Raw genomic sequence first — 25,788 nt, 5'->3', positions numbered from 1 at the left:
GAAACTCAGGAGACCCAAGATGTTCAGAAACCTAGTGATGTTTGCAGCAGCCATGGCGATCGCATTGCCAGCCGTAGCAGAAACCCGAATTGGTGTCGTAGATCTTCGGCAAGCATTGTTCTCATCAAACGACGCCAAGTCTTTCAGTGAAGCTATGCAAAGAGATTTCGCCGGCGACGAGGAAAAGGTTCGCGAGACCCAAGAGGCCGCTCGAAAGCTGAAAGAGCGTCTGGAAAAAGACGGCGCAATGATGAACGAGAGCGAGCGTAACAAGCTTGCCGGCGAATTCCAGGAAAAGGTCAAAGAGTTCAACTTCCTGAAGCAGCGCCTTGATACTACTGTGAACCAGCGGAAGCAGGCATTCCTTGAGGAAGCACGTCCGGAAGTAGATGCGGCTGTTAAAGAGTTGCTTGAAGAAAACGATCTGGATCTTATTCTGCCAAGCGAAGCTGTTGTCTATGTAAAGCCGGAAATGAATCTGACTCCACAGCTTCTGGAAAAACTGAACCGTTAATTCCTGCTGAAGAGCCCGGGGGCTCACAAGCGTGTTTTGGAGCGCGAGATGACGGAAAAGTTTTACCGGCTTGGAGAAATAGCAGAAGCCCTCGGCGCGGAGCTTAGAGGCGATCCTGAAATTCAGGTATCCGGCCTCGCAACGCTTCAGGCTGCAGGCCCGGATCAGCTGAGTTTTCTGGCTAATCCCACCTATGCAAAACACTTGGGAGAGACTCAGGCTGCGGCCGTTATTCTGTCGCCTGCAGCAGCGGATGATTGCCCGACCAATGTCCTGGTACTTGCCAATCCTTATCTGGGTTATGCTCGGCTCAGTCACTGGTTTGACCCTGCGCCCATTGCGCCGCCGGGCATTCACCCTGCGGCAGTGGTTGACCCGAGTGCAACCGTTGCCACCAGTGCCAGTATCGGCCCTAATGCCGTTATTGAGGCGGAAGTGGTTATTGGCGAAGCGGTTGTCATCGGTGCAGGCAGTGTTATTGGTTCTCGCTCCAGCATCGGGGCCGGCTCCATTATCAGGCCCAGAGTTACGCTTGCCCACGATGTGGTGATTGGGCAGCGTTGCCATATTCTCAGCGGTGCAGTCATAGGCTCTGACGGGTTTGGCTTCGCCAACGAAAAGGGCCAATGGCACAGAATTGCACAGCTAGGTCGCGTTGTTCTTGGTGACGATGTTGAGGTGGGCGCAAACACTACAATAGATCGTGGTGCTCTGGATGACACCGTTATCGGTAGTGGCGTTAAACTCGATAACCTCATTCAAATTGCCCACAATGTCCACATTGGTGATCATTGCGCTATGGCCGCAATGGTGGGGATTGCGGGCAGTACAAAGATTGGCAGCCACTGTGTATTTGGTGGTGCGTCCGGAGTAGCCGGCCACCTGGAAATTGCCAGCCAGGTACATCTTACCGGCATGACTCTGGTCACCGGAGATATTCGGGAACCAGGAGTGTATTCTTCCGGCACCAGCGCAGATACCAACCGGCAATGGCGCAAAAATGCCGTGCGTTTCCGTCAATTGGATACTCTGGCGCGGCGCGTCAAAGAGCTGGAAAAGAAATCAGAGGGCTGAGGCCGATCACGATGATGTATATTGATGAAATACTGGAGTACCTGCCACACCGTTACCCTTTCTTGCTGGTGGATCGGGTTACCGAGCTTGAAAAATCTAAGTCGATCAAAGGCTACAAGAATATCTCGTTTAACGAGCCTTTCTTTAACGGCCATTTCCCCGGTAACCCGATTATGCCTGGGGTTCTGATTATTGAAGCCATGGCACAACTTTCCGGTATTCTCGGTTTTGCAACAGTAGGGCGGAAACCTTCGGATGGGCTGGTACAATATCTTGCAGGCACCAGTAAGGCACGCTTCAAGCGCCCCGTGTTACCTGGAGACCGGCTGTGCATGGAGTCGGAAATTATCTCGGAAAAACGCGGTATCTGGAAATTTGAATGTCGCGCACTGGTCGATGGTGAAGTCGTTTGTGTGGCAGAGATACTGACCGCTGAGAGAGAAGTTTAATGGCGACAAATGATTGGTCGGGCGTCCATCCCCAAGCGATAGTAGACCCATCAGCCAAACTTGCGGATAACGTAACGGTTGGTCCCTGGAGCTATATCGGCCCGAATGTGGAAATTGGCGAAGGCACAGAAATCCTTTCCCATGTGGTTGTTAAAGGGCCAACGATTATTGGCAAGAACAACCGTATTTTCCAGTTCTCCAGCATCGGTGAAGAGTGTCAGGATAAAAAATACGCCGGGGAGCCAACCACGCTCATTATTGGTGATAACAACACCATTCGCGAGAACTGCACCATTCACCGTGGCACTGTACAAGATCAAGGTGAAACTCGCGTTGGCAGTCACAACCTGCTGATGGCCTATGTGCATGTGGCCCACGACTGCGTTATTGGCAACAACATCATCCTTGCCAACTGCGCAACGCTGGCAGGCCATGTTACGGTAGGCGATCATGCTATTCTGGGCGGTGGCACCATGGTGCACCAGTTCTGCCATATAGGGCCCCACAGCATGGCAGCTGGTGGCAGTATCGTGCTCAAGGATATTCCGGCTTACGTTATGGCTGCGGGCCAGTCGGCGGAGCCACACGGCATGAATGTTGAAGGTCTCAAGCGCCGCGGCTTCAGTAAAGAGGTGCTAATGACCCTGCGCCGAGCCTACAAAGTCATCTACCGCCAGGGCCTAACCACTGAGCAGGCTGTGGAGAAACTGGAAGAAGAGTACTCCGATACGCCAGAAGTGCGCGTGCTTATCGACTCCTTGCGCGGAGCTCATCGCGGCATTATCCGCTGAGCCAGCAGGAGCTTTATTCGATGGATCATCCCCGGGCCGCATTTGTCAGTGACCGCAGTATAACCTTTGGAATTATCGCAGGTGAGGCGTCCGGGGATATTTTAGGCGCCGGCCTGATCCGATCACTTCGTAACCGCTACCCCAAAGCCCGATTTGTCGGCATTGGTGGTGATGAAATGATAGCCGAAGGTTTCCACTCCCTGGTTCCTATGGAGCGGCTCTCTGTTATGGGCCTGGTAGAAGTCCTTGGCCGTATCCGGGAACTCTTTCGTATACGCGCACGCCTACTGAGTTATTTCTTCGCCACCCCACCAGATGTGGTGATCGGCATCGATTCCCCGGATTTCACCCTGGCTATCGAACGGCGTTGTCGGGAGGCGGGCATCCCCTCTGTTCATTACGTCAGCCCGTCGGTTTGGGCCTGGCGGCAGAAACGAATTTTCAAAATCGCCAAGTCTGTCGACCTGATGCTCACCCTGTTGCCATTTGAAGCCAGGTTCTATGAAGAGCATCAGGTGCCCGTTGCCTTTGTAGGGCACCCTCTTGCAGATCGCATACCGCTGGTTCCCGAAACAGGGAAAGCCCGCCAAGACCTTGGACTTGATGAGAATGCACCCTTGTTGGCGGTGCTTCCAGGGAGCCGGGCTGGTGAAGTCGAACGTCTGGGTACCTTGTTTCTGGAAGCCGCACGTTGGATTCAGGCCAAACGGCCGGATGTGCAACTGGTTATCCCCTGTGTGAACCGTGAACGGGAGCAGCAGGTTAGTGATCTCATCGAAGCGCTCGACGTAAAGCTTCAGGTCACTATTGTAAGAGGCCGCTCCCGGGAAGTGATGGCTGCATCAGATGTTGTATTGCTGGCGTCCGGAACGGCGACTCTAGAGGCTATGCTGCTGAAAAAGCCTATGGTCGTGGGCTATCGCTTGAGCAACGTCAGCTGGGCAGTGATTTCCCGCCTGGTGAAGGTGCCTCACGTTTCACTGCCTAACCTGTTGGCGAATCAACCTCTTGTGCCTGAGTTATTGCAGGATGACGCGACACCGGAATCACTCGGCGCTGCTGTGCTGGAGCGCATGGAAAACCAGCAAGAGCGAGACCGGTTAGTAGAGGCATTTTCAGAGCTTCACCACACCTTGAAACAGGATGCCGACGAAAAAGCTGCCCAGGCAATTTCTGAGCTTGTTGAAGAGCGAGCCCTGAATGGCGCGAGCACCTGCATTACCTCCGTTTGAATGTGCCTATCAGGGCCGGTTATTGGCTGGCGTGGATGAGGTAGGGCGCGGGCCACTCATTGGTGCGGTAGTGACTGCGGCGGTTATTCTGAATCCTGATCGGCCTATTGCAGGGTTGGCAGACTCGAAAAAACTCACAGAAAAAAAACGTAATGCTCTTTACGAAGAAATTATTGAGCATGCGACTGCCTGGTGTCTGGGCCGTTGTGAGGCCCATGAGATAGATCAGATCAACATATACCAAGCCACCATGATTGCCATGGAGCGAGCCGTTGCCGGTTTGGGCGTTGCGCCAGAGTACGTGCTGGTGGATGGAAACAAATGCCCGAAATGGCATTGGCCTTCCGAGCCGGTGGTAAAGGGGGATAGCAGGGTAGAGGCCATCAGCGCTGCATCCATACTTGCCAAAGTGACCCGGGACAGGGAGATGGAGGCACTGGAGCAGAGGTATCCCGGCTACGGACTTGCCAAACACAAAGGTTATCCCACGCCCGTCCACATGGAAGCCCTGTTCCGGTTGGGGGTAACGCCAGAGCATCGCAAGTCGTTCCGGCCAGTTCAGGAGGCCATGGAGCAGGTTGGGTTCTTCAAGAATCCCGAGGCGTCGGTGACAGAAAACCTCCACTACCCAACAGATCTGTTTGAAAACAGTAATTGACAACGCACCCACAAGTCCTTATTATACGCGCACGTTGATCGAGGCGACTCGGCAACAACCAGTTTGATGCGGGGTGGAGCAGTCTGGTAGCTCGTCGGGCTCATAACCCGAAGGTCGTAGGTTCGAATCCTGCCCCCGCTACCATATTAAAAGGCAAATCAGTAACTTACTGATTTGCCTTTTTTCGTTTTGAGTTACTCACCCTACTGGCGATCATGCTCGTTTAGAGCACAGCCCGCCGAACTTTCGCAGATACCCATTCAGAGACGACCACAGTCGCCAGTATAACGAGAAATATAACTGTTACCTGGTTCCAGGCTAGCGTGCTCAAGGATGACTGGAGTTGCAGACCCAGGCCGCCGGCACCCACCAGCCCGAGAATGGTCGATTCGCGAATGTTGATGTCCCAGCGGAACACTGATATGCCCCAAAATGCCGGCAGGATCTGCGGGATAATCGCGTAATCAATCACCTGAACCCGGGAGGCACCTGTTGCTCGCACTGCTTCCACCTGGTTCTCATCAATCTCTTCAATGGCCTCGTACAGTAACTTGGCAACGAAGCCGATCGAGCGTAGGCCTATCGCGACAATGCCTGCCAAAAGTCCAGGGCCGATGATTGCGACCAGCAGCAGCGCCCAGATAAGCGAGTTGATGGAGCGTGAGGTTACGATGATCAGCAGGGCCAGCGGGCGTACAAAATGACGACTCGGGGTGGTGTTGCCAGCGGCCAGGAAGGCAACGGGTATCGCGATGATCACTCCGATCAGTGTGCCAAGAGTTGCGATGTTCAGCGTATCCCAGAGCGGCTGCCAGAGTTGATTGAGGTAGCCCCAGCGCGGTGGGAGCATGCGGCCACCGATATCCGAAGCCTGTCGGGGTGCGTCTGCTACAAAGGCCCAGATGGTGTCTTCAGTCATCAGGTTCCAGCAGAATGCTGTTAAAGCCACCAGCCAGAACCAGCCAGCCCATCGGAGCAGGTGTTGTTTTGGAGTTCTGAACTGCCATGTTTTCGTGTTTGTACTGGCAATCATTGGGCCCACCGCCGAATGTAGGATGATGAGTATTCCACCACTAATACAATAGCGATGATGATAATCAGGATGGCGCCAGCTGAATCGTACTCGTAGCGATCAATAGCTGTATTCAAAGTGGCTCCAACACCGCCGGCACCAACGATACCTATGACCGACGACTCCCGAAAATTTATGTCCAACCGATACAGAGAAAGGCCGATCAGCCTTGGCATCACCTGAGATTGGACTGCATAGTTAACCACCTGCCACCAACCTGCGCCGGTCGCGCGAATGGCTTCTATCTGGGCGCTGTCGCAGCCTTCAATGTCTTCCGCCAGAAGCTTGGAAAGGAACCCGATGGAAGCAAATGTCAGAGTGAGGAACCCGGCAAAGGGCCCGAATCCGAACATCGCAACCAGCAGAATCGCTATGATGATTTCCTGGAATGAGCGAGATAACGTAATGAGGCTGCGGCAGAACATATACACCGGCGCCGGGGCCAGATTGCGGGCGGCACCAATACCGATGGGTACCGAGATCAACACACCTGCTGCGGTGGAGGTTAGAGTCATGGTCAGGCTTTCGACCAGCCCAGCCTGGATGTCCCGCCAGCGGGAGTTGAAATCTGGCGACAGAAACCCTTGAATGAACTTCCAGCCGCGCTCAAGACCTTCATAAACCCGAAACCAGTTGACCTCCACTGAGCTGATCGCCAGAACCAGGTAGATCGCACTCCCTAACAAAATGCTCCAGCGCCATCGTGGGTTTTTAAGTAGTACCGGAGGCCGCTTCCAGGTCCTCAAAGACGTGATTGCGCCGGTCATGTTAGCTCCAGCACTTTGGCGTTGCTGAACAGAAACTCGTCGTTTTGGGACTCGCTGCTCTGTTGCACCAGGTCCCAATCCTCTGCTCCGTAGATGCAGGTCAGTGCCTTATGGGACAAGGCTGACGGTGGGCCATCGAACACTACTTGGCCTGCCCGTAACCCGATGATCCGATCGGCGAAGTTTTGTGCCAGCACTACATCGTGAATGTTAATGATGGCTGGAAGGTTCATTTCCCGGCAGACGCCTTGAATCAGGCGCATGATCTGGCGAGACGTTTTCGGGTCGAGCGACGCCGTGGGCTCGTCGGCCAGCAGCAGTTCCGGGTTTTGCTCCAGCGCCCGGGCGATACCTACTCGTTGGCGCTGACCGCCAGAAAGTTCATCTGCCCGTTTGTTGTAGTGATCACCCAGCCCGACTCGCTCCAGCAAGCCGAATGCCTGGTCGATGTCAGTTTGTGGGTATCGGCGCAGGAAGGATCGCCAGCCGGAGACATACCCCAGACGGCCTGAGAGCACATTTTCCATTACTGTAAGGCGCTCAACGAGAGCATATTCCTGGAAAATCATCCCGATACGGCGACGAGCCTGGCGTAAAGCCCGGCCACTGAGTTTGGTCAGTTCTGTTTCACCGAGGTAAATGCGGCCGGAACTGGGTTCAACCAGACGGTTGATACACCGGATCAGACTCGACTTGCCGGCGCCAGAGGGGCCAATAAGTCCTACAACCTGGCCCGCAGGCACCGAGAAGCTGATGTCGGTCAGTGCCCGGTCGCCGGTTTTGTAGGTTTTTGATAAGGCTTTCAGTTCAAGCACAGTTTTCTGCCATTGCTGGTAATAGAAGAGTCAGCGGGCTGGCCACATCGAACGACATGTTCAACCCACTGAAAGCGGTTTGAGTCTTTAGCGGCAGTTGTACACCACGCCGTTGGCATCATCGATCTTGCGAATGACCTCCCAGTGCTCCTTAAACGTAATCGGGATGAACTGGGCCTCACCCGACTTTGAGAACTCTTCTTCCAAAGTGGTGCCTTCCCATTCAAAGGAGAAGAATGCCTGCTGGATTTTGTCTTGCAGTTCTGGCGTCAGGTTGTGAGCAACGCCATACCCTGTGGTGGGGAAGGTCTGAGACTTGTACAGAGACACGATCTGATCTTCGCTGACAACGCCCCGATTCAGCATTCGCGCCATAACGGAGTTGGCGACTGCGGCGGCGTCATAGTCCTTATTGGCAACGCCAAGCACAGAGTTGTCGTGCTTGCCGGAAAACACCGGCGTGAAGTCTCTATTTGGCACAAGATCATAATCCGCTTTCAATATTGCAGATGGCGCTTTGAAGCCTGAGTTCGAGGTTTCGGAGGTGAATGCCAATTCGCGACCTTGCAGTCCGTCTACATCGGTAATGCCCGAATCAGGGTGGGTGATGATTTCCATCTCGTAGCCGAATGAGCCATCAGCGGACGCCATAATGGTGAAAGGGCGGAAGCCGCCACAGGCAACGGCTATCGGGTTGGATCCGGTATTGAAGCCGGCAATGTGGAGGCGACCTGCGCGCATGGCTTCAATTTGCGCTGCGTTCGACTGGACAGGGAAAAACTGAACTTTTTTACCGGTTTTCTCAGACAGATGGTCCAGAAAATCGGACCAGGCTTCAGCGTAAACAGACGGGTCTTCTACCGGGGTGTAAGCAAAAATCAGAGTGGAGGGATCGATCTGCTCAGACTTGGCAGGAATGTCAGCAATCAGATCCCCGTCATTGTCGCTGTATCGGGAGTCCAGTTTGAATGCGCCCTGCGCGAGCATAGGCGTCATCAGAGCAGCACATGTAAGAGACATCAACTTATTCATATTTGCATCCTCAAGTTATGAAGCATCATCGGCCAGATACTAACCAGGGATTGTTATGGTTCCGTGACAAAGACAGGATGTTGGAAGTGTCTGTTAATCGGGCGAGCAGGGGATTGAAAGGTTGGGGCAGCGAAGAAAGCCAGCGGATAACGGCATCCGCTGGCTCTGGTATGGCATTAACGAACGTTCGATTGCGGGACTACTTCAGGCCCATACAGTTGGCATAGTAGGTTGTCGTCGCAGGCCAGTCTGAAAAAATGCCTATGACACCAATCTCGCGAGCCAGCACATCAATTACTGTATAAATGTCGCCGTCGTTGTTAATGGCATCGTTGACAGTTTGGTAGTACCAGGCACCACCTTCGGCGAGCGGCCCACTGCGTTCCAGAGACCAACCAATCAAATCAAGGCCAGCAGCCTTGGCATTGAACGCGTACTCGGATGGCACGATCTCCTGGTGGCCGTTTAGAGTCAGCATTTTCCAGAGTGCCGGCGCCAGAATGGAAACACCTTTTTGGGCGAGACTTTCCATATATGCCATAGACACGTTATCCGGGTCGTTACTTTTCTCATCCAGAAATACGGCTTGGCGGCCAAATTCGGGCATTTGGTTAACCCAGAAAACAACATCGTCCAGCAGGAACGACTGTGGCCATACATCCTCGGGCTTCACACCGGCAGCGATGTATTCATTGATCATCTGCCGAGCATAATCTTCTTGTGTATAGTCACCCTCAAAAGGCATATCGACCACCGGTGTCTTCAGTTCCGGGGTGAACTTGAGGCCCAGCTTTTTGATCAGTTCGATGCTTTCGCGATGGCTTAATAGAGAGCCCTCAGTGGCATACAGGTTCGTGCGCCAATCGGCGGTGCCGCCCAAATACTCTTGAGGAGTGGTGGCATTCTCATCAAACGCATCCATTTTCCCTCGGAGCGACTTGAACTCAGCCAGCGTGATATCGCTGGTGCGGCATTCGGCCTCAGCTTTTGTGCCAGCGCCCGGATTGGCAGGCACGAAAGGCTTGGTACATTTGGCATTCAGCTCCGGTACGGCCACGATGTTGGTGGTGGTGTGCAGGTCGTTCTGTGCGTGGCGGCAAACTAGTTGCCGGTCTTTGGTAAAGGCAACGTCGCACTCAATGATTCCGGCTCCCATTTTGGCCGCCGCTACATACGATTCGCGGGTATGTTCAGGAAACTGCAGTGGTGCCCCCCGGTGGGCAATGGAGAAGTTGGTCGAGACCGCAGGTATGGATTCGCATGCTTGCAGCTTACTTTTCAGCTCACCGTCATCCATATCATTAACCAGAAAGTAAGGCCTTGGGCCGAGCTGAACCAGCTGCTCGTTGTTATCTGAAGGGTTTGCTTCTGGCACACTGGCGTTGCTATCGCTGTCGTTGCAGCCAGATAACATGGTGAGAGTGCCGATGATGAGAGGCAATAAAAGCGAAACTTTCATAACAGAGTCCTTCTGTTGGACATTTTGGGTTCGTCCCGGCATCGCTTTAGTTGGCGAGAACGGGGCGGTTGTTTAATCTCAGGCTGTACAGGCGCCAATATTGCCTGCACTTGATTAACGCCTGATGACAGCCTGACCCCCGCTTCTATTAGTTTGACCCGGCCCCCGCCCGATTCACTTCCTGCCACTTTTTAGGCGACAAGCCACTGCCCCTCAAAAAAAAGTGGTTAAACGAACTCTGTTCCCTGAACCCCAGCAACTGGCTGATCTGCAAAATACTCAAATTCGAATACTGCAGATAATCCTGAGCATGGTGTAAGCGAACATCGGCCAATAGTTGTTGATAGCTGGTTCCCTGTTGTTTTAGCTGGCGCTGCAAGCTGCGTTCGCTTTGCCCTAGAATGGCGGCTATTTGGGGGAGCTTTGGGCTGTTTAGCAGGTTCTTCCCAACATGGTTTTTTACCTGCTCAACCACTTGCCCTGCGGTGGAGTCGGCAACGGATGGGCGAGCTATGTTTTTTAAAGGCCAGGCTAATACGTCTGCGGCAAACATAATGCTGTTATGGCTTTGACTGAACCGGCATTGTGCCCGGAATCCCTGTTGGTACTCCGCTTCGTGATAATCCGCTGGCCTTGCATGAACGAAGCACACTTCCATTACAGGTATCAATCGCCCCGTTAGCTGTTCCGCAAGATGGATAATTCCTGCAATTACACTTTCACATACCAGCCGGGCCGCTTTGTGTTGCTGAAAATGGGCTCGCCAGATAAGACGAATGTTCCCGCCACCTGATTCTATGCGAGAGGTGCCCAAGCGATGCACCAGTCGTTCAAGAGTCATCATCTGATGTAAGGCATGCCCGAGAGTCAGTGATTTGGTTCGTAGATTGGTCAAGGCTTCACCCAGCACATCGAAGTTTTCGAGGCCTGCACTTTGCCCCGCCTTGATGCCGAGCAAGGGGTCTTTGAGAAGTTCGCTTGCGCTCAGAAAAAGTCGAAAATAGTCTTCTACCGCAATTGTTTCCGGAGGGTTAATCATCCACAGGTCGTTAACAGCGGCAGCATCTGCTAGAGGAGAGAGTCGGCCGCCTTGTTGAAGATAGGCTACGAGAATGGGCTGAATGTAGGCTCCAACCACAAAGTTGAGTGGGTGGTTTCGCGAAGTGTTTGCTTCTGATTTGTTGATCAAGGTTGCCGCCTTATAGTAATTTTTATTCGTGATCCAACAATTAAGTCAGGTTAAAGCAGGCTAGGATGCTTTTCAATTCGAGTCACAGACACTACAACAATTATAAATAGGCGGCACATGGGCAGTATTCTCAAAACCAGTACGATTGAAAGCAGCATTATCAAGCCGATCAAGCATTTTGAAGAGGCTCGTAAGTGCCATACTGCGCACTATCGACTGGAAAGCATGCGGAAAGCGGCGGTCAGTTTCCGCGATGACATGTTGGCAAAACCCCAGGCCAGGTTTTATCAGAGTATGGGCTTGATCCGTGTGCCGTACCCCACCAAGTACGCTTTTCTGAACTGCAATGTTATTCCAAGTCCTTTTATTCATATCCTGAATCGCCTGTTTATTGTGCAGGTTGATAGTGATGAGGGTGTGAAAACGATACTGCTCTCGCCTTCAGATGCCGAAGCGAACGCAGAAACCCCGTATTTCCGTAAGGTGATCGACAAGGCTGGCCCTCTCAAAGAGTTGGTTAAAAAGTTTCTCGCTCCTGAAATCAATACGGTTGAGGCGTGTCTGCAGCAGGCTGGTTTGACGCCGGAAGATGTGGACTACATCAGCTATGACCATCTGCACACCCAGGATATTCGTCGCTGGCTAGGCGATAGCAAGAATCCAGGTTTGTTCCCCAATGCCAAGCTTCTGGTGATGAGAGAGGAGTGGGCTTCAGCTAATTTCCTGATGCCACCACAGATCGACTGGTACTGCCCAAATGGGCTGGCGGGTGTTCCGGAAGATCGCATTATTCAGCTGGATGGGGATGTAATGATTGGTGATGGGCTGGCGTTGATTCGCACGCCGGGCCATACCGTCGGCAATCACTCGTTTGTGGCTCATACCCCTGAAGGTCTTAAGGTAACGAGCGAAAACGGTGTTGGGCCGGATTGCTACGCGCCTCTGCACTCACGGATTCCTGGCTTGAAGAAATACGCACAGCAAACAGGCATGGAAGTAATTTTGAACGGCAACACCCTTGAGGGCGGGCTGGATCAATACATTTCTATGGTGGTTGAGAAAACCATCGCCGGTAATCATCCGCTGTATACAGATTTCCCCAACATGGCCAATTCCTCTGAGCTGACCAGTTATTGGGGCTTTCCCGGGTATAGGCCAACGGTCACCTATGGTGATCTGAGCTTTGGAGCTGTGTACAGGAAGAAGTGATCCAGCTTAGTGATAACCGCATTTTGATCATGGATTCAGGTTGTCTGGAGTCGGTATGAATGTATTTGGTTTGTGGGATGGATTTTATAACGATCCCTGGTTCTGGCAGTTTCCTATGGCCACACTGGCCATCAGCATGGCGGCGTTTTTGCTTGTGGCAACGCCTTGGACCATCGTTGCCTGGCTGGATCCTGTCTCGCTGAGAAAATACAAAATCCAGCAAAAGCCATTTGAGGTTAAAAAGTTTCTGCTGCCTTCCCTCGGACGCATACTCGTTAACAACATTATTCTGGCGTCGCTGCTGGTGCTGAGTTGGCCGCTGCTGAAACATACCGGCGTGCATAACAACGAACTGCCTGCGTGGTATGTGATTTTGGCGCAGTTGGTGTTTTTCGTGTTGCTGGATGATTTTCTGTATTACTGGATGCACCGGTACATGCACGAGAACAAATGGCTGTTGAGAAATGTGCACAGCGTGCACCATCGAATCCGCAATACCTGCGGAATCAACGGTAACTACATGCACTGGCTGGAATATACGTTAACCGCAACGCTCACCTTGATAGGCCCCATTCTTTTGGGCGCACATATCTATGTTGTTTGGCTTTGGGTGATCATCCGGCAAATTGAAGGTGCAGACGGCCACATTGGCTATGACATCCCCTGGAACCCGGTGCATCTGCTGCCTGTGTACGAAGGCCCTGTTTATCACGATTTTCACCACGCTAAATTCAAAGGCAATTACGCGGGCTTCCTGCCGTATCTTGATAAGTACATGGGTAAAACGCACATACCTGCGTACTTGAGGTATCTGCAGGGGAAGAAAAAAGGTTTAACCGCGGTAGAAATCGAGCAGCAGGAGAGCGTGAAGAAAACAGCTGGGAAGGCCCGTTAACCGGTACCCAGCTCCTCGTGGTTGACGCTAGCCATATTATCACTGATTCTGGAGCCTATAGAGACGCTCCACCAAGAGGATAATATGGCACTCGGATCTTCAACACTGACCATGACCGTTTTAATGACCCCGGACAAAGCCAACTTTTCGGGTAACGTTCACGGTGGCACTTTGCTCAAATATCTTGATGAAGTGGCCTATGCCTGCGCAAGCCGCTATGCGGGAAACTATGTGGTTACTCTGTCGGTGGATCAGGTGACATTTCGCCAGCCTGTTCACGTGGGTGAGCTGGTTACCTTTCTGGCCAGCGTTAACTACACGGGCAACACCTCAATGGAGGTGGGCATCAAGGTGATCACTGAAAATATACAAGAGCAGATGGTCCGGCATACCAATAGTTGTTTTTTCACCATGGTGGCGGTTGATGAGACTGGGGCAACAGTAAAAGTCCCTCCGCTGGAACCGCGCACTGAAGATGAAATCAGGCGCTTTGCCAACGGTAAAGAGCGTCGTGCCATTCGTGCGGAATTAGCCGAGCGATACAAATCCCTCGAAGCCGCAAAAGCATAAGCAGGTGCCCGCTCAATCCCAGTAGGGCGGGTCACCGAAATACCCATCGATAAAATCAACAAAACTACGAACCTTGCTCGCCAATAGTTGGCGGTGGGCATACATCGCGTAAAGCCCCATGGGCTCAGGTTCAAATTCCTGCAGTATGACCTGCAGCTTGCCTTCCTTGATTGCCGGGCCAGAGATAAATGTAGGCTGCAAGACAATCCCCGAGCCTGCGATGGCAGATTCAACCAGTACGTCGCCATTATTGCTGCTCATACCGTTGCTGTCATTTTGCCCGTTGTTTTGCAGCCACCGGTGCAGGGGCTGGCTGGAATCGAGTTCAATGTAGCTGTAGCGCAGGTAGCGGTGGCCCTGCAGATCCTCCAGTTGCTTGGGGGTGCCATTCTGTTTCAGATAATCCGGGGATGCACACACTGCCATTCTGATCGGAGCAATGCGCTTGGCAATCAGAGAGGAGCTTTTGAGGTGACCGATCCGCAGTACTACATCGAACCCCTCTTCAACCAGGTCAACCTTGCGGTCATTAAGTTGCAAGTCGATGCCTACACCAGGGTGGGCTTTCTGGAACTCACTCAATAACGGCGCCATATGGCGAATGGCGAAAGAGACCGGCGCACTGATTCTCAGCATGCCACGAGCCTCGGTTTGCAGGTCGCCAATCTGGCACTCCATGTCTTCAATATCGTGCAGCACCTGTTGAGCCCGCAGGTGATAGCTGGCGCCTGCCTCTGTGAGGTGAAGCTGGCGGGTGGTGCGGTTGAGCAGGCGCACGCCAAGATGTTTTTCCAGTTGAGAAACATACTTGCTGACGAGTTGGGGTGACATGTCCAACTTTTCGGCGGCGCGAGTGAAGGCGCCTTCACTAACAACCGTAACAAAAGCACGCATGGCATCAAGGCGATCCATAGGTTCATCCTGACTTTGTAGGTTCAATGATTATCAACGCTGTGTTGATAGTAACGCAGCGTCTGCCATCTTATTCTTTCGAATGGGCGATAGTAAAGTAGGCTCATCATCTGGAGCGACGCTTCAGGAGGCAAATCAACAGACTACTATTTGAGGATTCATCATGAGCTCCAAACTTACCCACGCATTGTTCAATTCCAATGGCGGATTCGCTTCGCTTGTTTTGCGGGTCCCGGTTGGACTGACCCTGGCGGCACACGGTGCGCAGAAGCTCTTCGGTTCGTTCGGCGGCTATGGTCTTGAAGGCACCGGGCAGTGGATGGCCAGCATTGGTCTGGAGCCAGGTTATTTGATGGCCCTCATGGCTGGCGGTGCTGAGTTCTTCGGGGGGCTGGCGCTGGTATTGGGCCTGCTGACACGCCCGGCCGCAGCAGTTATTGCCTTTGCTATGTTGGTCGCCATTTTCACCGTGCACATTGGCAACGGTTTGTTCATGGAAAACAACGGTTATGAGTTCGGCCTGACTTTGTTTGTTGTGGCTGTAGCCCTTGCTATTCAGGGCGGTGGTCGGTTTGCAGTGGATAACCTGCTGCTGGAACGGTTTGGTGGCAGTCGCCGATAAGGCACAACTTTCAATTTTGTTATCGAGGTCGATTATGCAAGCTCTACAGTTTTCAGCAACCGGCTCACTCGATTCGCTGCAAGTGATTGATCTGCCTAGGCCAGTACCCGGTGCCGGCGAGGTTCTTGTTGAGGTTCGGGCTGCTGGCCTGAACCCCAGCGACCTGAAAAACGTTCTCGGTCGCTTTCCTTACACAACAACGCCGCGCATTCCCGGTAGAGACTTCTCAGGTGTTGTTGTGGAGGGACCGGAAGAGCTTCTGGGCCAAGCGGTCTGGGGCGGCACGGGCAAAGATTTCAGTTTTACCCGGGACGGCTGCCATGCTCAGTATGTGGTTGTACCGGCGAATGCAGTCGCGCCCAAACCGGAATCACTGAGCTTTGCTCAGGCGGCAACCTTCGGTGTTCCCTACATCACGGCGTGGGATGCCCTGGAGCGTAGCCAGGTTAAAGCGGGCACCCGGTTCCTGATCATCGGCGCCGGTGCCGTGGCCAGAGCAGCGCAAGCGCTGTCCAAAGCAAGGGGTGCGAATGTGGTCATGGCCGCGCGCCGGGCCGATGTTGTGCAAGAGCTGATAGCGAAAAGTGTTGAGGCTTTTGAGTTGCCAGAGGCGGAGCAGTTACCAGAGCAGGCACTGGCGCATTTTCAGCAGCAAGCGCCTGAGGTGATTTTTGACACCACCGGCTACTGGTTGCCAGCAGCAGTGAATACCCTGGCTGCATTCGGGCGTATCGCGGTTATCGCAGCGCCAGTGGACGGGCTGATTAGCATGCCTATTCTTGCTCTTTACCGCCGCGGTGGTTCGGTCATCGGCATCAACTCGCTGCTATACAGCCTGGAAGAGTGCGCGACCATGTTTGAGCAGATTGGTGCAGCCTTTGAAGGGGCGCTACCAATACCGGAAGACTTTACCGAGATGCCGCTCTCGGAAGCTGTTGCGGCTTACCACAAGGTAAATGAGGGTGGGGCTGAAAAAATTGTCCTGATCCCTTAAGGCGAAAAGTTAACCGTCACGAATGACACGAAGCAGGAGATCTTACAATGATTGAACTCAGACCCCACAGTGAACTCGGCGGTGCCCACCATGGTTGGTTGGATACTCGCCACCATTTTTCATTCGCCGAATACTACGATCCCAATCGCATGCACTGGGGAAATCTCAGAGTATGGAATGATGACACCATAGCCCCGCGCTCAGGCTTTCCACGCCATCCGCACCGGGATATGGAAATCATCACCTACGTTCGCGAAGGCGCAATCACCCACCAGGACAGTCTTGGTAACCGGGGACGCACGGAAGCAGGTGATGTGCAGGTAATGAGTGCGGGAACCGGCATTGCCCATAGTGAAATGAATGAGGAAGATGTGGCGACCAAAATCTTCCAGATCTGGATCATGCCTAACGAAGTTGGTTTGCCACCCACTTGGGGCACCAAGCCTTTCCCCAAAGGTGAGCGCAGTGGCTCGTTTGTAACCCTGGCGAGCGGCATGCCCGGTGATGGTGAGGCTCTGCCAATTCGCACGGATGCTCGCATGGTGGCAGCAACTCTGGAGACAGGTCAGGCTACTGAATATCACATCGCCCCCGGGCGTAAGGTGTATCTGGTTCCAGCTACCGGCAAGATTGAAGTGAATGGAGTGGTAGCGTCTGCCGGTGATGGCGTTGCTGTTAGAGATGAAGAGTTGCTGAACGTGAAGGCTTTGGAAAGCAGCGAAATCGTACTGGTAGACGTGGCGTAAGAAGCCAGTTCGACTTGTTGGAAGCGGGCTGCACTACTACCTTTGGTAAGAGTGTTGCCCGGCTCTTGGTGAATACATACACGCGTACAAACCAAACAGATGAAGGATACATAAATGACGAAGATTCTGGTTCTTTATTATTCAATGTACGGCCATATTGAAACTATGGCGCAAACCGTTGCTGAAGGTGCTCGCAGCGTAGCGGGTGTGGAAGTGACCCTGAAGCGTATTCCGGAAACCATGGATGCCGAGGCCTTCAAAGGTGCGGGTGGAAAGGTTGATCAGGCTGCACCGGTTGCTACGCCTAACGAGCTGGCAGACTACGACGCCATCATCGTCGGCACGCCCACACGCTTTGGCAACATGGCGGGGCAGGTGCGCACCTTCTTCGACCAGACCGGAGGCCTTTGGGCCAAGGGCGCATTGGCAGGCAAGGTGGCTAGCGTGTTCACGTCAACCGGTACCGGTGGTGGTCAGGAAATGACAATTACCTCTACCTGGACCACCTTGGCGCACCACGGCATGGTTATTGTGCCAATCGGCTATACCACGCCAGCGCTGTTTGATGTCTCACAAGTTGGTGGTGGTACGCCTTACGGTGCCTCTACAATTGCCGGTGGCGATGGTTCACGCCAGCCAGATGAGCGTGAGCTGGGTATTGCCCGCCATCAAGGTGAGCATGTGGCCAAAATTGCCGCCAAGCTTAAAGGCTGATAGCCCCCTGCCAGAGCAAGATCCAGAGCCGTTGGGTAGATAGTTTATGCCCAGCGGCGCTGAGTGATGTTTGAACCAGCTCCATAGCTTTGTCCGGAAACTATTCCCTGTATACTGCGGGTATCAAGAACGACCTGCCGTTACGGGGAAATCAGTTTGTCTGGCGAGACTGTTAGCTACGGACTAGAAAGCATCATCCTTCATCACTCCTTCAAGCAAGTGAAGGGGCGAACCATCAAAATCGACTGCCGCGAACGTACGCACCTGGGTGGTGTGAACGGGGCCGGCAAAACCTCTGTCCTGGCGCTTATACCGGCATTTTTTGGCGAAGAGCCAGAGCGCATCGTTACCAAAGCTTCGGGCAAGTTGTCCTTTCTGGACTACTACCTGCCCACCTTCCAAAGCCTCATAATTTTCGAGTACCGGCGAAGCACGGGGCTGCACTGTGCGGTGATATATCGCCATGCACAGGGAAAACCCTGCTACCGGTTTGTGGCTGGCTCTGCTGAGGAGACCTTTTTCTCGCCAGAGGTGAAGCCGTTGCTTCAAGCCGGGGCCAGTGCAGATGACGTGTTTGCCGCGCTCCGTAGCCGGGGTGTTAACCCTTCGAAAATGATCGATACCATTACCAGCTACCGGGCCATTATTCAGCGGAATCAAAAGTTGCTGAAAAGGTTGCCTGCGGATGCACGAGCGCTCCGCGCCTTGGCGGCCGAGCATGGTCTGGGTGACAGCGACACCCAGATGACCAACATTGAGCGGCTTACCCATGTGGTGTTGAACAAGCACCGGCTGCTCAGCAGTTTCAAAACCATGATCTGCGAAACCCAGTTCGAGAATATCCACCAGCATGCCAAGCCTCGCGCCATTGATCGCAAAGACCTGATCGCGGACATACAAAGCCTTTCTGCCTTTGCGGGTGAGGAAGCAAAAATCCGTGAATGTTTGCGAAAGGACGCAGAACGCAGGGCGATTCTTGAACAGGCGGATAAGTCCGTAGCCAACCTGCACGCGTCTGTTGATGAGGCCCGGGAGAAGGTCAGTGAACTGGGGGAGCAGAAAGAGCGGCTTGAGGCAGATAGAAGCAATCGAAGAGCGGAGTTTGAAGACAGCGATCGCCAACTGGCCCGAGAGGTAACGGATCGCAATGCCGAGTTTGAATCCCTGGACGGGCAAGTAGCCGCCCTGCACAAGCAGAACGACAGATATGAAGAGGATGGGCTCTCAGAGCTGGCCCAGAGTTTCGATAATCTCGCCGACTACCGCCAGCGCTTGGCCACAGCGCAAGCAGATTACGACAGCCTGACGGGTAAGGCCTCTGAGATAGAAGGCGAGTACGAGCAGGAAAAGCAGAGTATCCAGCGCGAGCATGAGAAGCAGCAGGCTCAGCGCCAGCAGCGGCTGAGGGAAGCTACTGACGCGCTTACCTCAGCAAAGCATGCCTATGATCTGAAACTGAATTCCATCAAAACAAGTCAGGTTACGGCGGTATCTGAGTACAAGGGTGGCCGTTCAGAGGAGCGCTCGGAACTGACGAGTGAGCAGGCTCGCTTGTTAGCGCTGCGGGAAAACCCGGGGCAAACGGAAACTGAACAGCAGGAAATTGCGGTTGCTGAGCAGGCCGCAGAAGAAGCATCGGAACAGGTGTCTCTGGCCCATGAAAATCGGTTAGAAGCTGGACGTAAAAGAGATCAGGCAGACCGGGACTGGAAAGTTGCGCAGGATCAGGTTCAGCAAATGGATGACAAGGTCCAGGCGCTGGAAGACACGTTTAACGAACTGCAACGGCAGATTGCCCCTGAAGACGGTACCTGGTTATCACAGCTGCGGGCCCAGGACCCGGAGTGGGGCAGCCACTTGGCAAAAGTCGTCAATCCCGATCTGCTGCACAGAAAGGATCTTGCACCTACCCGCGATCATACTGCAAATAGCACGGCTGTTATGGGTTGGCAGCTCGCATTGGATACTTTGCCAATTCCGGATTTTGCAGCTTCTGAAGAAGCCTTGCAGGAAAGCAGCCGGAACATAGATACAGAGCGCCAGGCCGCGTTCAAGCAGCGGGCGGATACCGAGCGCGAGGCCCAGCGCAGGCATGAGACCTACAAGGAACGAGCCGCCGCTGCCGACCGGCTGGAAACTGAGTTCTCGCTGGTCAAACGTGCCCGCGATAACGCGCAGAACAAACTGGCTAACGTACGCCAGCGTGTTAAAGAGGCGCAGGCCACTCGGATTGCAACAATCACAAAAGAGCTTGAAGCCGTCCAGGGCAAGCTGCAGGCCTTCGATGAGCAAACGGGTGAGGGCGTACGAGAGGTTGAATCCGGATTCCAGCAACAAGTGCTGGATATGCGCGCTCATTGGGCAGAGAGAGAGTCTGAGCTGCAATCCAGCATAGACCACCAAAGCGAGCTGATAGCTTCTGCGGATTCCGACCACAAAGCACGGCTCAAGAGTAAGCGCCAGATATACGATCAGCGCCTTTCGGAAGAGGGGATTGATCCCAAGGAAGTTCAAAAGGCTCGAGAGGCGTTAGCCAAGCTCAAAGACACTGTCGAAACCATTGTGGCGTCTGAAGACCTTGTGCGTGGCTATCGCAAATGGCGCGAGCAGGAGTGGTGCAAGGTTGAAGTGCTTACCGAGCAAGCCAATCAAGCCAAGGCAAAATGTGAGGCTGCCGCCCGTACCCGGGAGCAAGCAGAGCGCTCATGGAAAGAGCAGGACAGCAAGCTGAAGGTCTCTATTGCTGAGCATCAAGCAGCAATCAAAAACCTGCGGGATCAAACGGAAGCGGCAGAGGCTGTGCTCAAGCATTTCCAGAGCAATACCTTCTCAGAAGGCTTTCCGGGCAATATGGCCGATCTTACCCAGGAGCTTCAGGGGGCCTACCAAAAGCTGGAGCAATTACGCAGAGAGGTGGTGGGCACGTTCGACCAGGCCACCGCAATCCTGAACCGGTACGACAACACCCAGATCCAGCAGGCATGGCAGAAACTCTCAGCCTATCGGCGCGGACAGATGACGGGTGAGGTGTTGGACCATGAGGAAAGCTTCAAGCTGGCGCGGGTCCCGGATTTGCGAGAGCTATTGGATACCGATATACCCCAGCTCCGGGATGCACTGATTGATCAGTTTGTGTCGGAAGCCGGCAGCCTGGTGAAGTATTTCGACAGCCTGGAAGTCATGGCTAGAGAAGTGAAGGCAGTTTCCAGCCTTCTGAAAAGAAAGATTAATACCGACCAGCACATTGAAAGCCTGAGCGACATACAGGTTGTGCTGGAACCCAGAATTTACGAAGACGAAACCTGGCAGCCGTTGAAAGAGTTTGTGGGTCAATGGCAAAACTGGATTCAAATGAATCGCCGCTCTCTGCCGAGCGATGCCATTCTGCGCCGTTTTAAACTGGTTACAGACACGCTCAGTGATGCCAAGGTAAAAGACAGCGTTGAGTCGATGATCGATATGCGCCTGGAAATGAAAGAAAACGACCGCCAGGTGGTCATCCGCACCGATGCAGACTTCCTGTCGGCCAGCTCAACCGGCCTGACCTACCTGGCGATAATGACTGTGTTCATGGGGCTCACCCGCTACCTGTGCCCGGATTTGAACACGCGCATTACCTGGCCCATAGATGAATTGGGCACGCTCAGCCCCAACAACATCTCTCATCTGGCGGATATGTTGGAGGCCAATAATCTCACCATGATTTCTGCCTGCCCGAAGCTGGACCGAAGTTTGAGGAAGTTCTTTGAGAATAAGATCTCCCTCAAGCAGGGACGGATTCACACCTACGAATCCTCCGGGATTGAAGGAAAACACGCGGAGCTGTTCTCGAGCGTGAGCCAGGATGCACAAGTAACAGATGAGGTGACAAGCCATGAGTAGTCCGTTATTCGAGCGAACCGTAACGGCCCTGCTTCAGGAGCGGGTTATCTGTGAGGTCAGTGACGATGAGTTGTACAACTACCTGCTTATGCCAGCCAATCAGGACTCTGTGAATCGATTCCTGGCTCAGATAAATCGAACGCTTCGACAGACCAGCGCCCACGATGCCTTCGTTTGCGCCTATCTGGACACCTCCGACTCAGATACCAAAGATGCGATTCGCCACCAGTTTCGGGATGTTGCCAACAACCTTGAAGCCTTTGTGCAGTTTTTGCGGCTTGTGATGATGCTGGAGGCAAACGACCGGCCGATTTTGCCCGGGGACAAGCTGTCTGAGGGCGCCATTCTGGATCGCATTGCGGCAGCGCCTGCATTGGAATCGAAACTGAGATCGCTGGCGGAGAAAAAGGTATTTCACACCAAACGTGCAGACTCAGCCGGCCAGATACGTGCTGTGCTCTCCAGTCTGGAGAAGATGGGGTACCTGAAGTCGGTAGGCACCAGCGGCAGCCTTTTCAGGGCCACTGGCCGTTGGAGCTGGCTGTACGATGCCATGACATTCATACAGACCCACGAAGGCATTCAGGGCTCTGACGACACTGATTCCGAGCAAATGAGGCTGCACTGATGGCCCGCGCTCATGATGCCCACGGAACGCTTCGTGCGTTGGCCAAATATGGCGAAGCGATTCTGGAGGCCCACCTGCGAAACGGCAACCGGGTGCCGGATTCCGATGACAACCTTGGCCTGATCGAAACCCTTGAACACCACCGCCTGGTTTGGCGGATTGGTGACAACGAAGACCTGCAACTGAAGAAGGTGCTGGTTCAGTTTCTGGATCACATCACCGAGTCTGAACGACGCCGTTACGCCAATGCTCAGGTGGATATTCTTTGGCAGCAACTCAGTGAGCTGTTTCTGGAATACAAAGAAGCAAAAAAGCGATCGGCTCTGAGTGATATTGATCGGCTGGAAGGTGAAATCAAGGAATGCCTTGCGGATGTTATTGAGGATATCCGAAACGCCACGGAGGCCTTCGCCACATACATCAATACCGGCTTCGCTTACATCACAGACTTGCAATTGCGCATCCGTGAAAACGAGCGGGTTATCGAGCGCGCGGGTCGTCTGATTACCTTGTTTGAAAGCTTTCGTATACGGGAGCTGGCGGAGCAGGCGGGCTCCGATGCCTTTTTGAAGCGACTGTTATTGCGGCATTTGCCCGCCACCCTGGAATCCTCACAGAAGAACCTCTCCTACGCACTTAACCAGCTGCGCAAAATGCTGGTGCGCATGCGTGAGGATCAACGGCTGAGCCGAATGGTGGGTGCCTTTGAAGCGCACTTTATAAATAACCGCGGATTTGAACCCTCCATCGACCATCTGGACCTGAGGTATGTTCCGGAGTTTCTGAATACGGTAGAGCCGTTTCAGATAAAGGGCTTTGGCGACATTTACGATTCAGCAGACGATCTGGAGCTGATCGAAATCGCCGCAAAAGCTCGCACAATCCCTGTTGAGATAGAAGATAAACCAGTTCCCGATGACGTGGCGACGGTTAACTTCGACGTTGAGGGTGAGACAGAAGTCGAGGAAGACGACCCGGTAGAAGAGGCTATCGAGGAGCTGATTCAGCTGGTGGTTGATGGCGCTCTGGGTGAACGGAGCATTCTTGCTTCCGAAGCCCTGACTAGCACTGGCTTAAAGATAGATAAGGCCGATTGGCTGCAGGCCATTGTGTCCGAAATCGAATCCTTGTCTGACGGGGACCAGCAGTATATTGAGGTGATTTATCATCAGAGGCCTCACCAGATTTATCCAGACAACGTGATGGTTTCTGATCTTACCCTGAGGCACAGCAATGCCCGCTGAAATTGCAGCCATCGAGCGTTTGTTAAGGGGCGGTAAGTCCACGGTCAAGCGCGGCAAAATCTGGGATCAGATATGCGCAGAGACGGGTGTAGGGCAGGTTGTTGGTAAAGAGATTCACTTCACGCCGGAAGAGCGGCTGCGGCTGAGAGAATACGCAAAAGCTGAACATGGGCTGGATCCGCAATACGACTCCCGTGCAGGCGGCCGCATGGCGATGGCTCGCCACGATGCCAGTGAAAAGTATAGTCGCGATTCGGTCTTCGGCGAGCTGCTTGTATTGGCGACCGCTGGCGCTGCAACTGTAAGAGTGAAAGGCAAAAGTGTCTCAACTCCACCAGGAAGCGTGCTCAGCGTGCGGCCCGACTGTCTGGATCCTGAACACCTTCAAACCCAAAGTTTGGTCATCATTGAAAACGGTGGGCTGATGCCTTACTGGGTAGATATCAAGCTCCCGGACTCCCTTGCGAACTCAATCATTCTGTATCGGGGGCACAGGGAAAACGTTCGCTCAGTTGCTGAGCTAGTCAGTAGTCAGCCAGCAGACAAGCTGTCGTGGTTTTTCGATTTTGATCCAGCTGGGCAATGCCTGGCACTTGATCAGGGCAAAGGCAGCACGCTTGTCCCTGCCAGTTGGCGTGAACTTGGCAAGCACACGCCATTTAACCAACCCAAAGTGCACCGTAACCAGTCCGTCGCCCTGACAAGGCTGAAAGGCCGAGCTTACGGGGAGCTTCTCGCCATTGCCGAACACATGGCGAGCGAAGAGCTGGCGGTGATGCAGGAGCACATGGTGCGGCGGAATATACTGCTTTCAGCGCTGCCGTTGGCCTGACGGCCGACTCTTTTAAGTGTCCATAAAAACGACGCTGGCCCAGAAGCCCGGGCCTGTGTCATTTCTGCCATGCACGATGCTTTTTGGCGTTGCTACAGTTTGGCGCCGACCGGGATAGACGTTTTGTCTCGTAGTGGTTGGGCTGGGTTAAACCAACAACTACAAAAAGGGACTGAATCGTGAGACCAATCAGAGTTTCTCTCATACTACTCATTGCGCTGTCATTCAATGCGCTTGCCGGGACTGGAAGCAACGCCCGCGAGGCAGTGTTTGTCGGCAACAATTGGGAAGGCATGATCGATGTTATTGATGCCGAAACCTATGAAAGGATTGGCCGCATTAATGGCATTCCTGACAGGAGAAAACGCCTTCGGGAAATAATCTGGCGCCCGGATAAGCTGTTTTTCTTTCAGGTTGTGCGTCATCTGATCGGTGAAGGTAACGATCAGTATGTGGACGATATGTACAGCACCCGGGACGGAAAATTACTGATCGTCTCCCGTCCCAGCTTTGCAGATGTGGTTGCTATAGATATCGCAACCAACAGGATTGTCTGGCGCTTTGAGGTTGAGGGGTATCGTTCGGATCACATGGCCTTGTCGCCAGATGGAACCGAAGTTGCAGTGTCTGCATCCACTGGCAAAGTTGTACACATATTGGATGTGCGCACGGGCAAGGAGCGGGGAAGATTTCCAACAGGAGATTCACCCCACGAAAATGTTTACTCCAAAGATGGCAAGAAAATCTATCACGCCAGCATTGGCCACGTATTCACATTGGCCGATAGGGGGGCACTCAGGGATATCAAGGGAAACCGCATCTTCAAGGTGGTTAACGCCGACACGCTTGAGGAAATCAAAAGCTTTGATATCAGCGACAAACTGGCAGAGGCCGGTTACCCGGGCATGAGCCCGGCGATTCGCCCGATGGCGCACACCGAAGATGAAAAGTTCTTCTATTTCCAGCTTTCGTTCTTCCATGGTTTCGCGGAATACGACATGGAGAACGACCGGATTACTCGCGTGGCCGATTTGCCTAATTTGGTGCCCAACCTTCCCGTGGAACGCTACGTAAACGATTCTGCCCACCACGGTATTTCCATGGGCGGCAACGATGAAAAGCTTTGTGTTGCGGGTACCATGAGCGATTACGTGGCCATTGTTGATCGTGAGAGTTTCGAGTACGAAATTCTGGAAGGCCTCGGGAAGAAGCCCTATTGGATCACCCGGGACAAATCCGGAGAAAACTGCTTCGTATCCTGGAGTGGCACCGATCAGATATCTGTGATCAACATCGAGCGTGCTGAGGAAATTGCTCGCGTGGATGTTGGTGACCACCCTCAGCGAATTCGCGAAGGTTCGGTTCCGCAAGGTTGGGGTACCGGCTACTAATCCTTTGACAAGGGTCCCGTTGGGGCCCTTGTCTGGCAGTATCCTCAAGCTACCGCTTCCCCTCCTTAACCCTTTTCTATCTCCTAACACAACCCCG

General features: G+C 53.4%; 25 protein-coding genes and 1 tRNA gene. 19 read left to right on the top strand and 7 right to left on the bottom strand.

The window, feature by feature from the left end; translation table 11 throughout:
• Nucleotides 1-19: 19 nt before the first annotated feature.
• From RKA07_RS15675 to RKA07_RS15645, 7 genes are all read left to right on the top strand, one after another.
• A complete protein-coding gene (locus RKA07_RS15675) occupies nt 20-514 on the top strand; it encodes an OmpH/Skp family outer membrane protein (protein ID WP_200203903.1) in 495 nt (164 codons plus the stop codon).
• Between the two features lie 48 nt (nt 515-562).
• Complete coding sequence (gene lpxD, locus RKA07_RS15670) at nt 563-1,588, top strand: UDP-3-O-(3-hydroxymyristoyl)glucosamine N-acyltransferase (RefSeq protein ID WP_200369978.1); 1,026 nt, start codon at nt 563-565, stop codon at nt 1,586-1,588.
• A gap of 11 nt (nt 1,589-1,599) precedes the next feature.
• On the top strand, nt 1,600-2,037 hold the full coding sequence (fabZ, locus tag RKA07_RS15665; RefSeq protein ID WP_200203908.1) for a 3-hydroxyacyl-ACP dehydratase FabZ: 438 nt from the start codon (nt 1,600-1,602) through the stop codon (nt 2,035-2,037).
• Nucleotides 2,037-2,828, top strand: a complete 792-nt coding sequence (lpxA, locus tag RKA07_RS15660; protein WP_310966775.1) for an acyl-ACP--UDP-N-acetylglucosamine O-acyltransferase — start codon at nt 2,037-2,039, stop codon at nt 2,826-2,828. The genes fabZ and lpxA overlap by 1 nt, the downstream gene beginning before the upstream one ends.
• A gap of 20 nt (nt 2,829-2,848) precedes the next feature.
• On the top strand, nt 2,849-4,060 hold the full coding sequence (gene lpxB / locus RKA07_RS15655; protein ID WP_310966774.1) for a lipid-A-disaccharide synthase: 1,212 nt from the start codon (nt 2,849-2,851) through the stop codon (nt 4,058-4,060).
• Nucleotides 4,029-4,718 carry a ribonuclease HII gene (gene rnhB, locus RKA07_RS15650; protein WP_200369975.1) on the top strand — a complete coding sequence of 230 codons (690 nt, stop codon included), beginning with the start codon at nt 4,029-4,031 and terminating at the stop codon, nt 4,716-4,718. Before lpxB ends, rnhB begins: the two co-directional genes overlap by 32 nt.
• Before the next feature lie 67 nt (nt 4,719-4,785).
• Nucleotides 4,786-4,862: transfer RNA gene (locus RKA07_RS15645), tRNA-Met, on the top strand.
• Nucleotides 4,863-4,941: 79 nt separating this feature from the next.
• On the opposite strand, the gene phnE (RKA07_RS15640) is transcribed toward RKA07_RS15645, so the two are convergent.
• The 6 genes from phnE (RKA07_RS15640) to RKA07_RS15615 form a co-directional block, all read right to left on the bottom strand.
• Nucleotides 4,942-5,637, bottom strand: a complete 696-nt coding sequence (gene phnE, locus RKA07_RS15640) for a phosphonate ABC transporter, permease protein PhnE (RefSeq protein ID WP_310966773.1) — start codon at nt 5,635-5,637, stop codon at nt 4,942-4,944.
• Nucleotides 5,638-5,747: 110 nt separating this feature from the next.
• Nucleotides 5,748-6,557 carry a phosphonate ABC transporter, permease protein PhnE gene (gene phnE, locus RKA07_RS15635; protein WP_200203918.1) on the bottom strand — a complete coding sequence of 270 codons (810 nt, stop codon included), beginning with the start codon at nt 6,555-6,557 and terminating at the stop codon, nt 5,748-5,750.
• A complete protein-coding gene (gene phnC / locus RKA07_RS15630) occupies nt 6,554-7,372 on the bottom strand; it encodes a phosphonate ABC transporter ATP-binding protein (RefSeq protein ID WP_200203920.1) in 819 nt (272 codons plus the stop codon). The genes phnE (RKA07_RS15635) and phnC overlap by 4 nt, the downstream gene beginning before the upstream one ends.
• Before the next feature lie 87 nt (nt 7,373-7,459).
• Nucleotides 7,460-8,404: a phosphate/phosphite/phosphonate ABC transporter substrate-binding protein gene (gene phnD / locus RKA07_RS15625; RefSeq protein ID WP_310966772.1), complete on the bottom strand. Its 945-nt coding sequence runs from the start codon at nt 8,402-8,404 to the stop codon at nt 7,460-7,462.
• 199 nt (nt 8,405-8,603) lie between these two features.
• Nucleotides 8,604-9,863, bottom strand: coding sequence for a glycerophosphodiester phosphodiesterase family protein (locus RKA07_RS15620; protein WP_200203930.1), 1,260 nt, complete (start codon nt 9,861-9,863; stop codon nt 8,604-8,606).
• Nucleotides 9,864-10,011: 148 nt separating this feature from the next.
• Nucleotides 10,012-11,052: an AraC family transcriptional regulator gene (locus RKA07_RS15615; protein ID WP_200203932.1), complete on the bottom strand. Its 1,041-nt coding sequence runs from the start codon at nt 11,050-11,052 to the stop codon at nt 10,012-10,014.
• A 117-nt stretch (nt 11,053-11,169) separates the two neighbouring features.
• On the opposite strand from RKA07_RS15615, the gene RKA07_RS15610 reads away from it, so the two are divergent.
• From RKA07_RS15610 to RKA07_RS15600, 3 genes are all read left to right on the top strand, one after another.
• Nucleotides 11,170-12,261: an MBL fold metallo-hydrolase gene (locus tag RKA07_RS15610; RefSeq protein ID WP_310966771.1), complete on the top strand. Its 1,092-nt coding sequence runs from the start codon at nt 11,170-11,172 to the stop codon at nt 12,259-12,261.
• Nucleotides 12,262-12,316: 55 nt separating this feature from the next.
• Nucleotides 12,317-13,156: a sterol desaturase family protein gene (locus tag RKA07_RS15605; protein WP_200203936.1), complete on the top strand. Its 840-nt coding sequence runs from the start codon at nt 12,317-12,319 to the stop codon at nt 13,154-13,156.
• Nucleotides 13,157-13,240: 84 nt separating this feature from the next.
• On the top strand, nt 13,241-13,726 hold the full coding sequence (locus RKA07_RS15600; protein WP_200203938.1) for an acyl-CoA thioesterase: 486 nt from the start codon (nt 13,241-13,243) through the stop codon (nt 13,724-13,726).
• A gap of 12 nt (nt 13,727-13,738) precedes the next feature.
• Here RKA07_RS15600 and RKA07_RS15595 read toward each other — a convergent pair whose 3' ends face one another.
• Nucleotides 13,739-14,638: a LysR family transcriptional regulator gene (locus RKA07_RS15595; protein WP_200203940.1), complete on the bottom strand. Its 900-nt coding sequence runs from the start codon at nt 14,636-14,638 to the stop codon at nt 13,739-13,741.
• Nucleotides 14,639-14,801: 163 nt separating this feature from the next.
• Here RKA07_RS15595 and RKA07_RS15590 point away from each other — a divergent pair, with 163 nt between their 5' ends.
• The 9 genes from RKA07_RS15590 (at nt 14,802) to RKA07_RS15550 (ending at nt 25,691) form a co-directional block, all read left to right on the top strand.
• The gene (locus RKA07_RS15590) at nt 14,802-15,260 is read left to right on the top strand and encodes a DoxX family protein (RefSeq protein ID WP_200369968.1); all 459 of its coding nucleotides are present in this window, start codon (nt 14,802-14,804) and stop codon (nt 15,258-15,260) included.
• A gap of 34 nt (nt 15,261-15,294) precedes the next feature.
• Nucleotides 15,295-16,254 (top strand): quinone oxidoreductase family protein, encoded by a 960-nt coding sequence (locus tag RKA07_RS15585; protein WP_310966770.1) that lies wholly within the window; start codon nt 15,295-15,297, stop codon nt 16,252-16,254.
• Nucleotides 16,255-16,301: 47 nt separating this feature from the next.
• Nucleotides 16,302-17,000: a pirin family protein gene (locus tag RKA07_RS15580; protein ID WP_200203947.1), complete on the top strand. Its 699-nt coding sequence runs from the start codon at nt 16,302-16,304 to the stop codon at nt 16,998-17,000.
• Nucleotides 17,001-17,114: 114 nt separating this feature from the next.
• Nucleotides 17,115-17,714, top strand: coding sequence for an NAD(P)H:quinone oxidoreductase (wrbA, locus tag RKA07_RS15575; protein WP_310966769.1), 600 nt, complete (start codon nt 17,115-17,117; stop codon nt 17,712-17,714).
• A gap of 156 nt (nt 17,715-17,870) precedes the next feature.
• A complete protein-coding gene (locus RKA07_RS15570) occupies nt 17,871-21,596 on the top strand; it encodes an ATP-binding protein (protein ID WP_310966768.1) in 3,726 nt (1,241 codons plus the stop codon).
• Nucleotides 21,589-22,224 (top strand): condensin complex protein MksE, encoded by a 636-nt coding sequence (locus RKA07_RS15565; protein WP_200203967.1) that lies wholly within the window; start codon nt 21,589-21,591, stop codon nt 22,222-22,224. Before RKA07_RS15570 ends, RKA07_RS15565 begins: the two co-directional genes overlap by 8 nt.
• The gene (locus tag RKA07_RS15560; RefSeq protein ID WP_310966767.1) at nt 22,224-23,468 is read left to right on the top strand and encodes a hypothetical protein; all 1,245 of its coding nucleotides are present in this window, start codon (nt 22,224-22,226) and stop codon (nt 23,466-23,468) included. Before RKA07_RS15565 ends, RKA07_RS15560 begins: the two co-directional genes overlap by 1 nt.
• Complete coding sequence (locus tag RKA07_RS15555) at nt 23,458-24,300, top strand: DUF7281 domain-containing protein (protein WP_310966766.1); 843 nt, start codon at nt 23,458-23,460, stop codon at nt 24,298-24,300. The genes RKA07_RS15560 and RKA07_RS15555 overlap by 11 nt, the downstream gene beginning before the upstream one ends.
• Nucleotides 24,301-24,479: 179 nt before the next feature.
• Complete coding sequence (locus tag RKA07_RS15550) at nt 24,480-25,691, top strand: YncE family protein (protein ID WP_310966765.1); 1,212 nt, start codon at nt 24,480-24,482, stop codon at nt 25,689-25,691.
• The last annotated feature ends 97 nt before the right edge of the window (nt 25,692-25,788 follow it).

It is taken from the genome of Marinobacter xiaoshiensis, from assembly GCF_031631795.1.
GTDB lineage: Bacteria > Pseudomonadota > Gammaproteobacteria > Pseudomonadales > Oleiphilaceae > Marinobacter > Marinobacter xiaoshiensis.
Note: the sequence above shows the minus strand (reverse complement) of the source record. Positions and strands in the feature narration are given on the sequence as shown.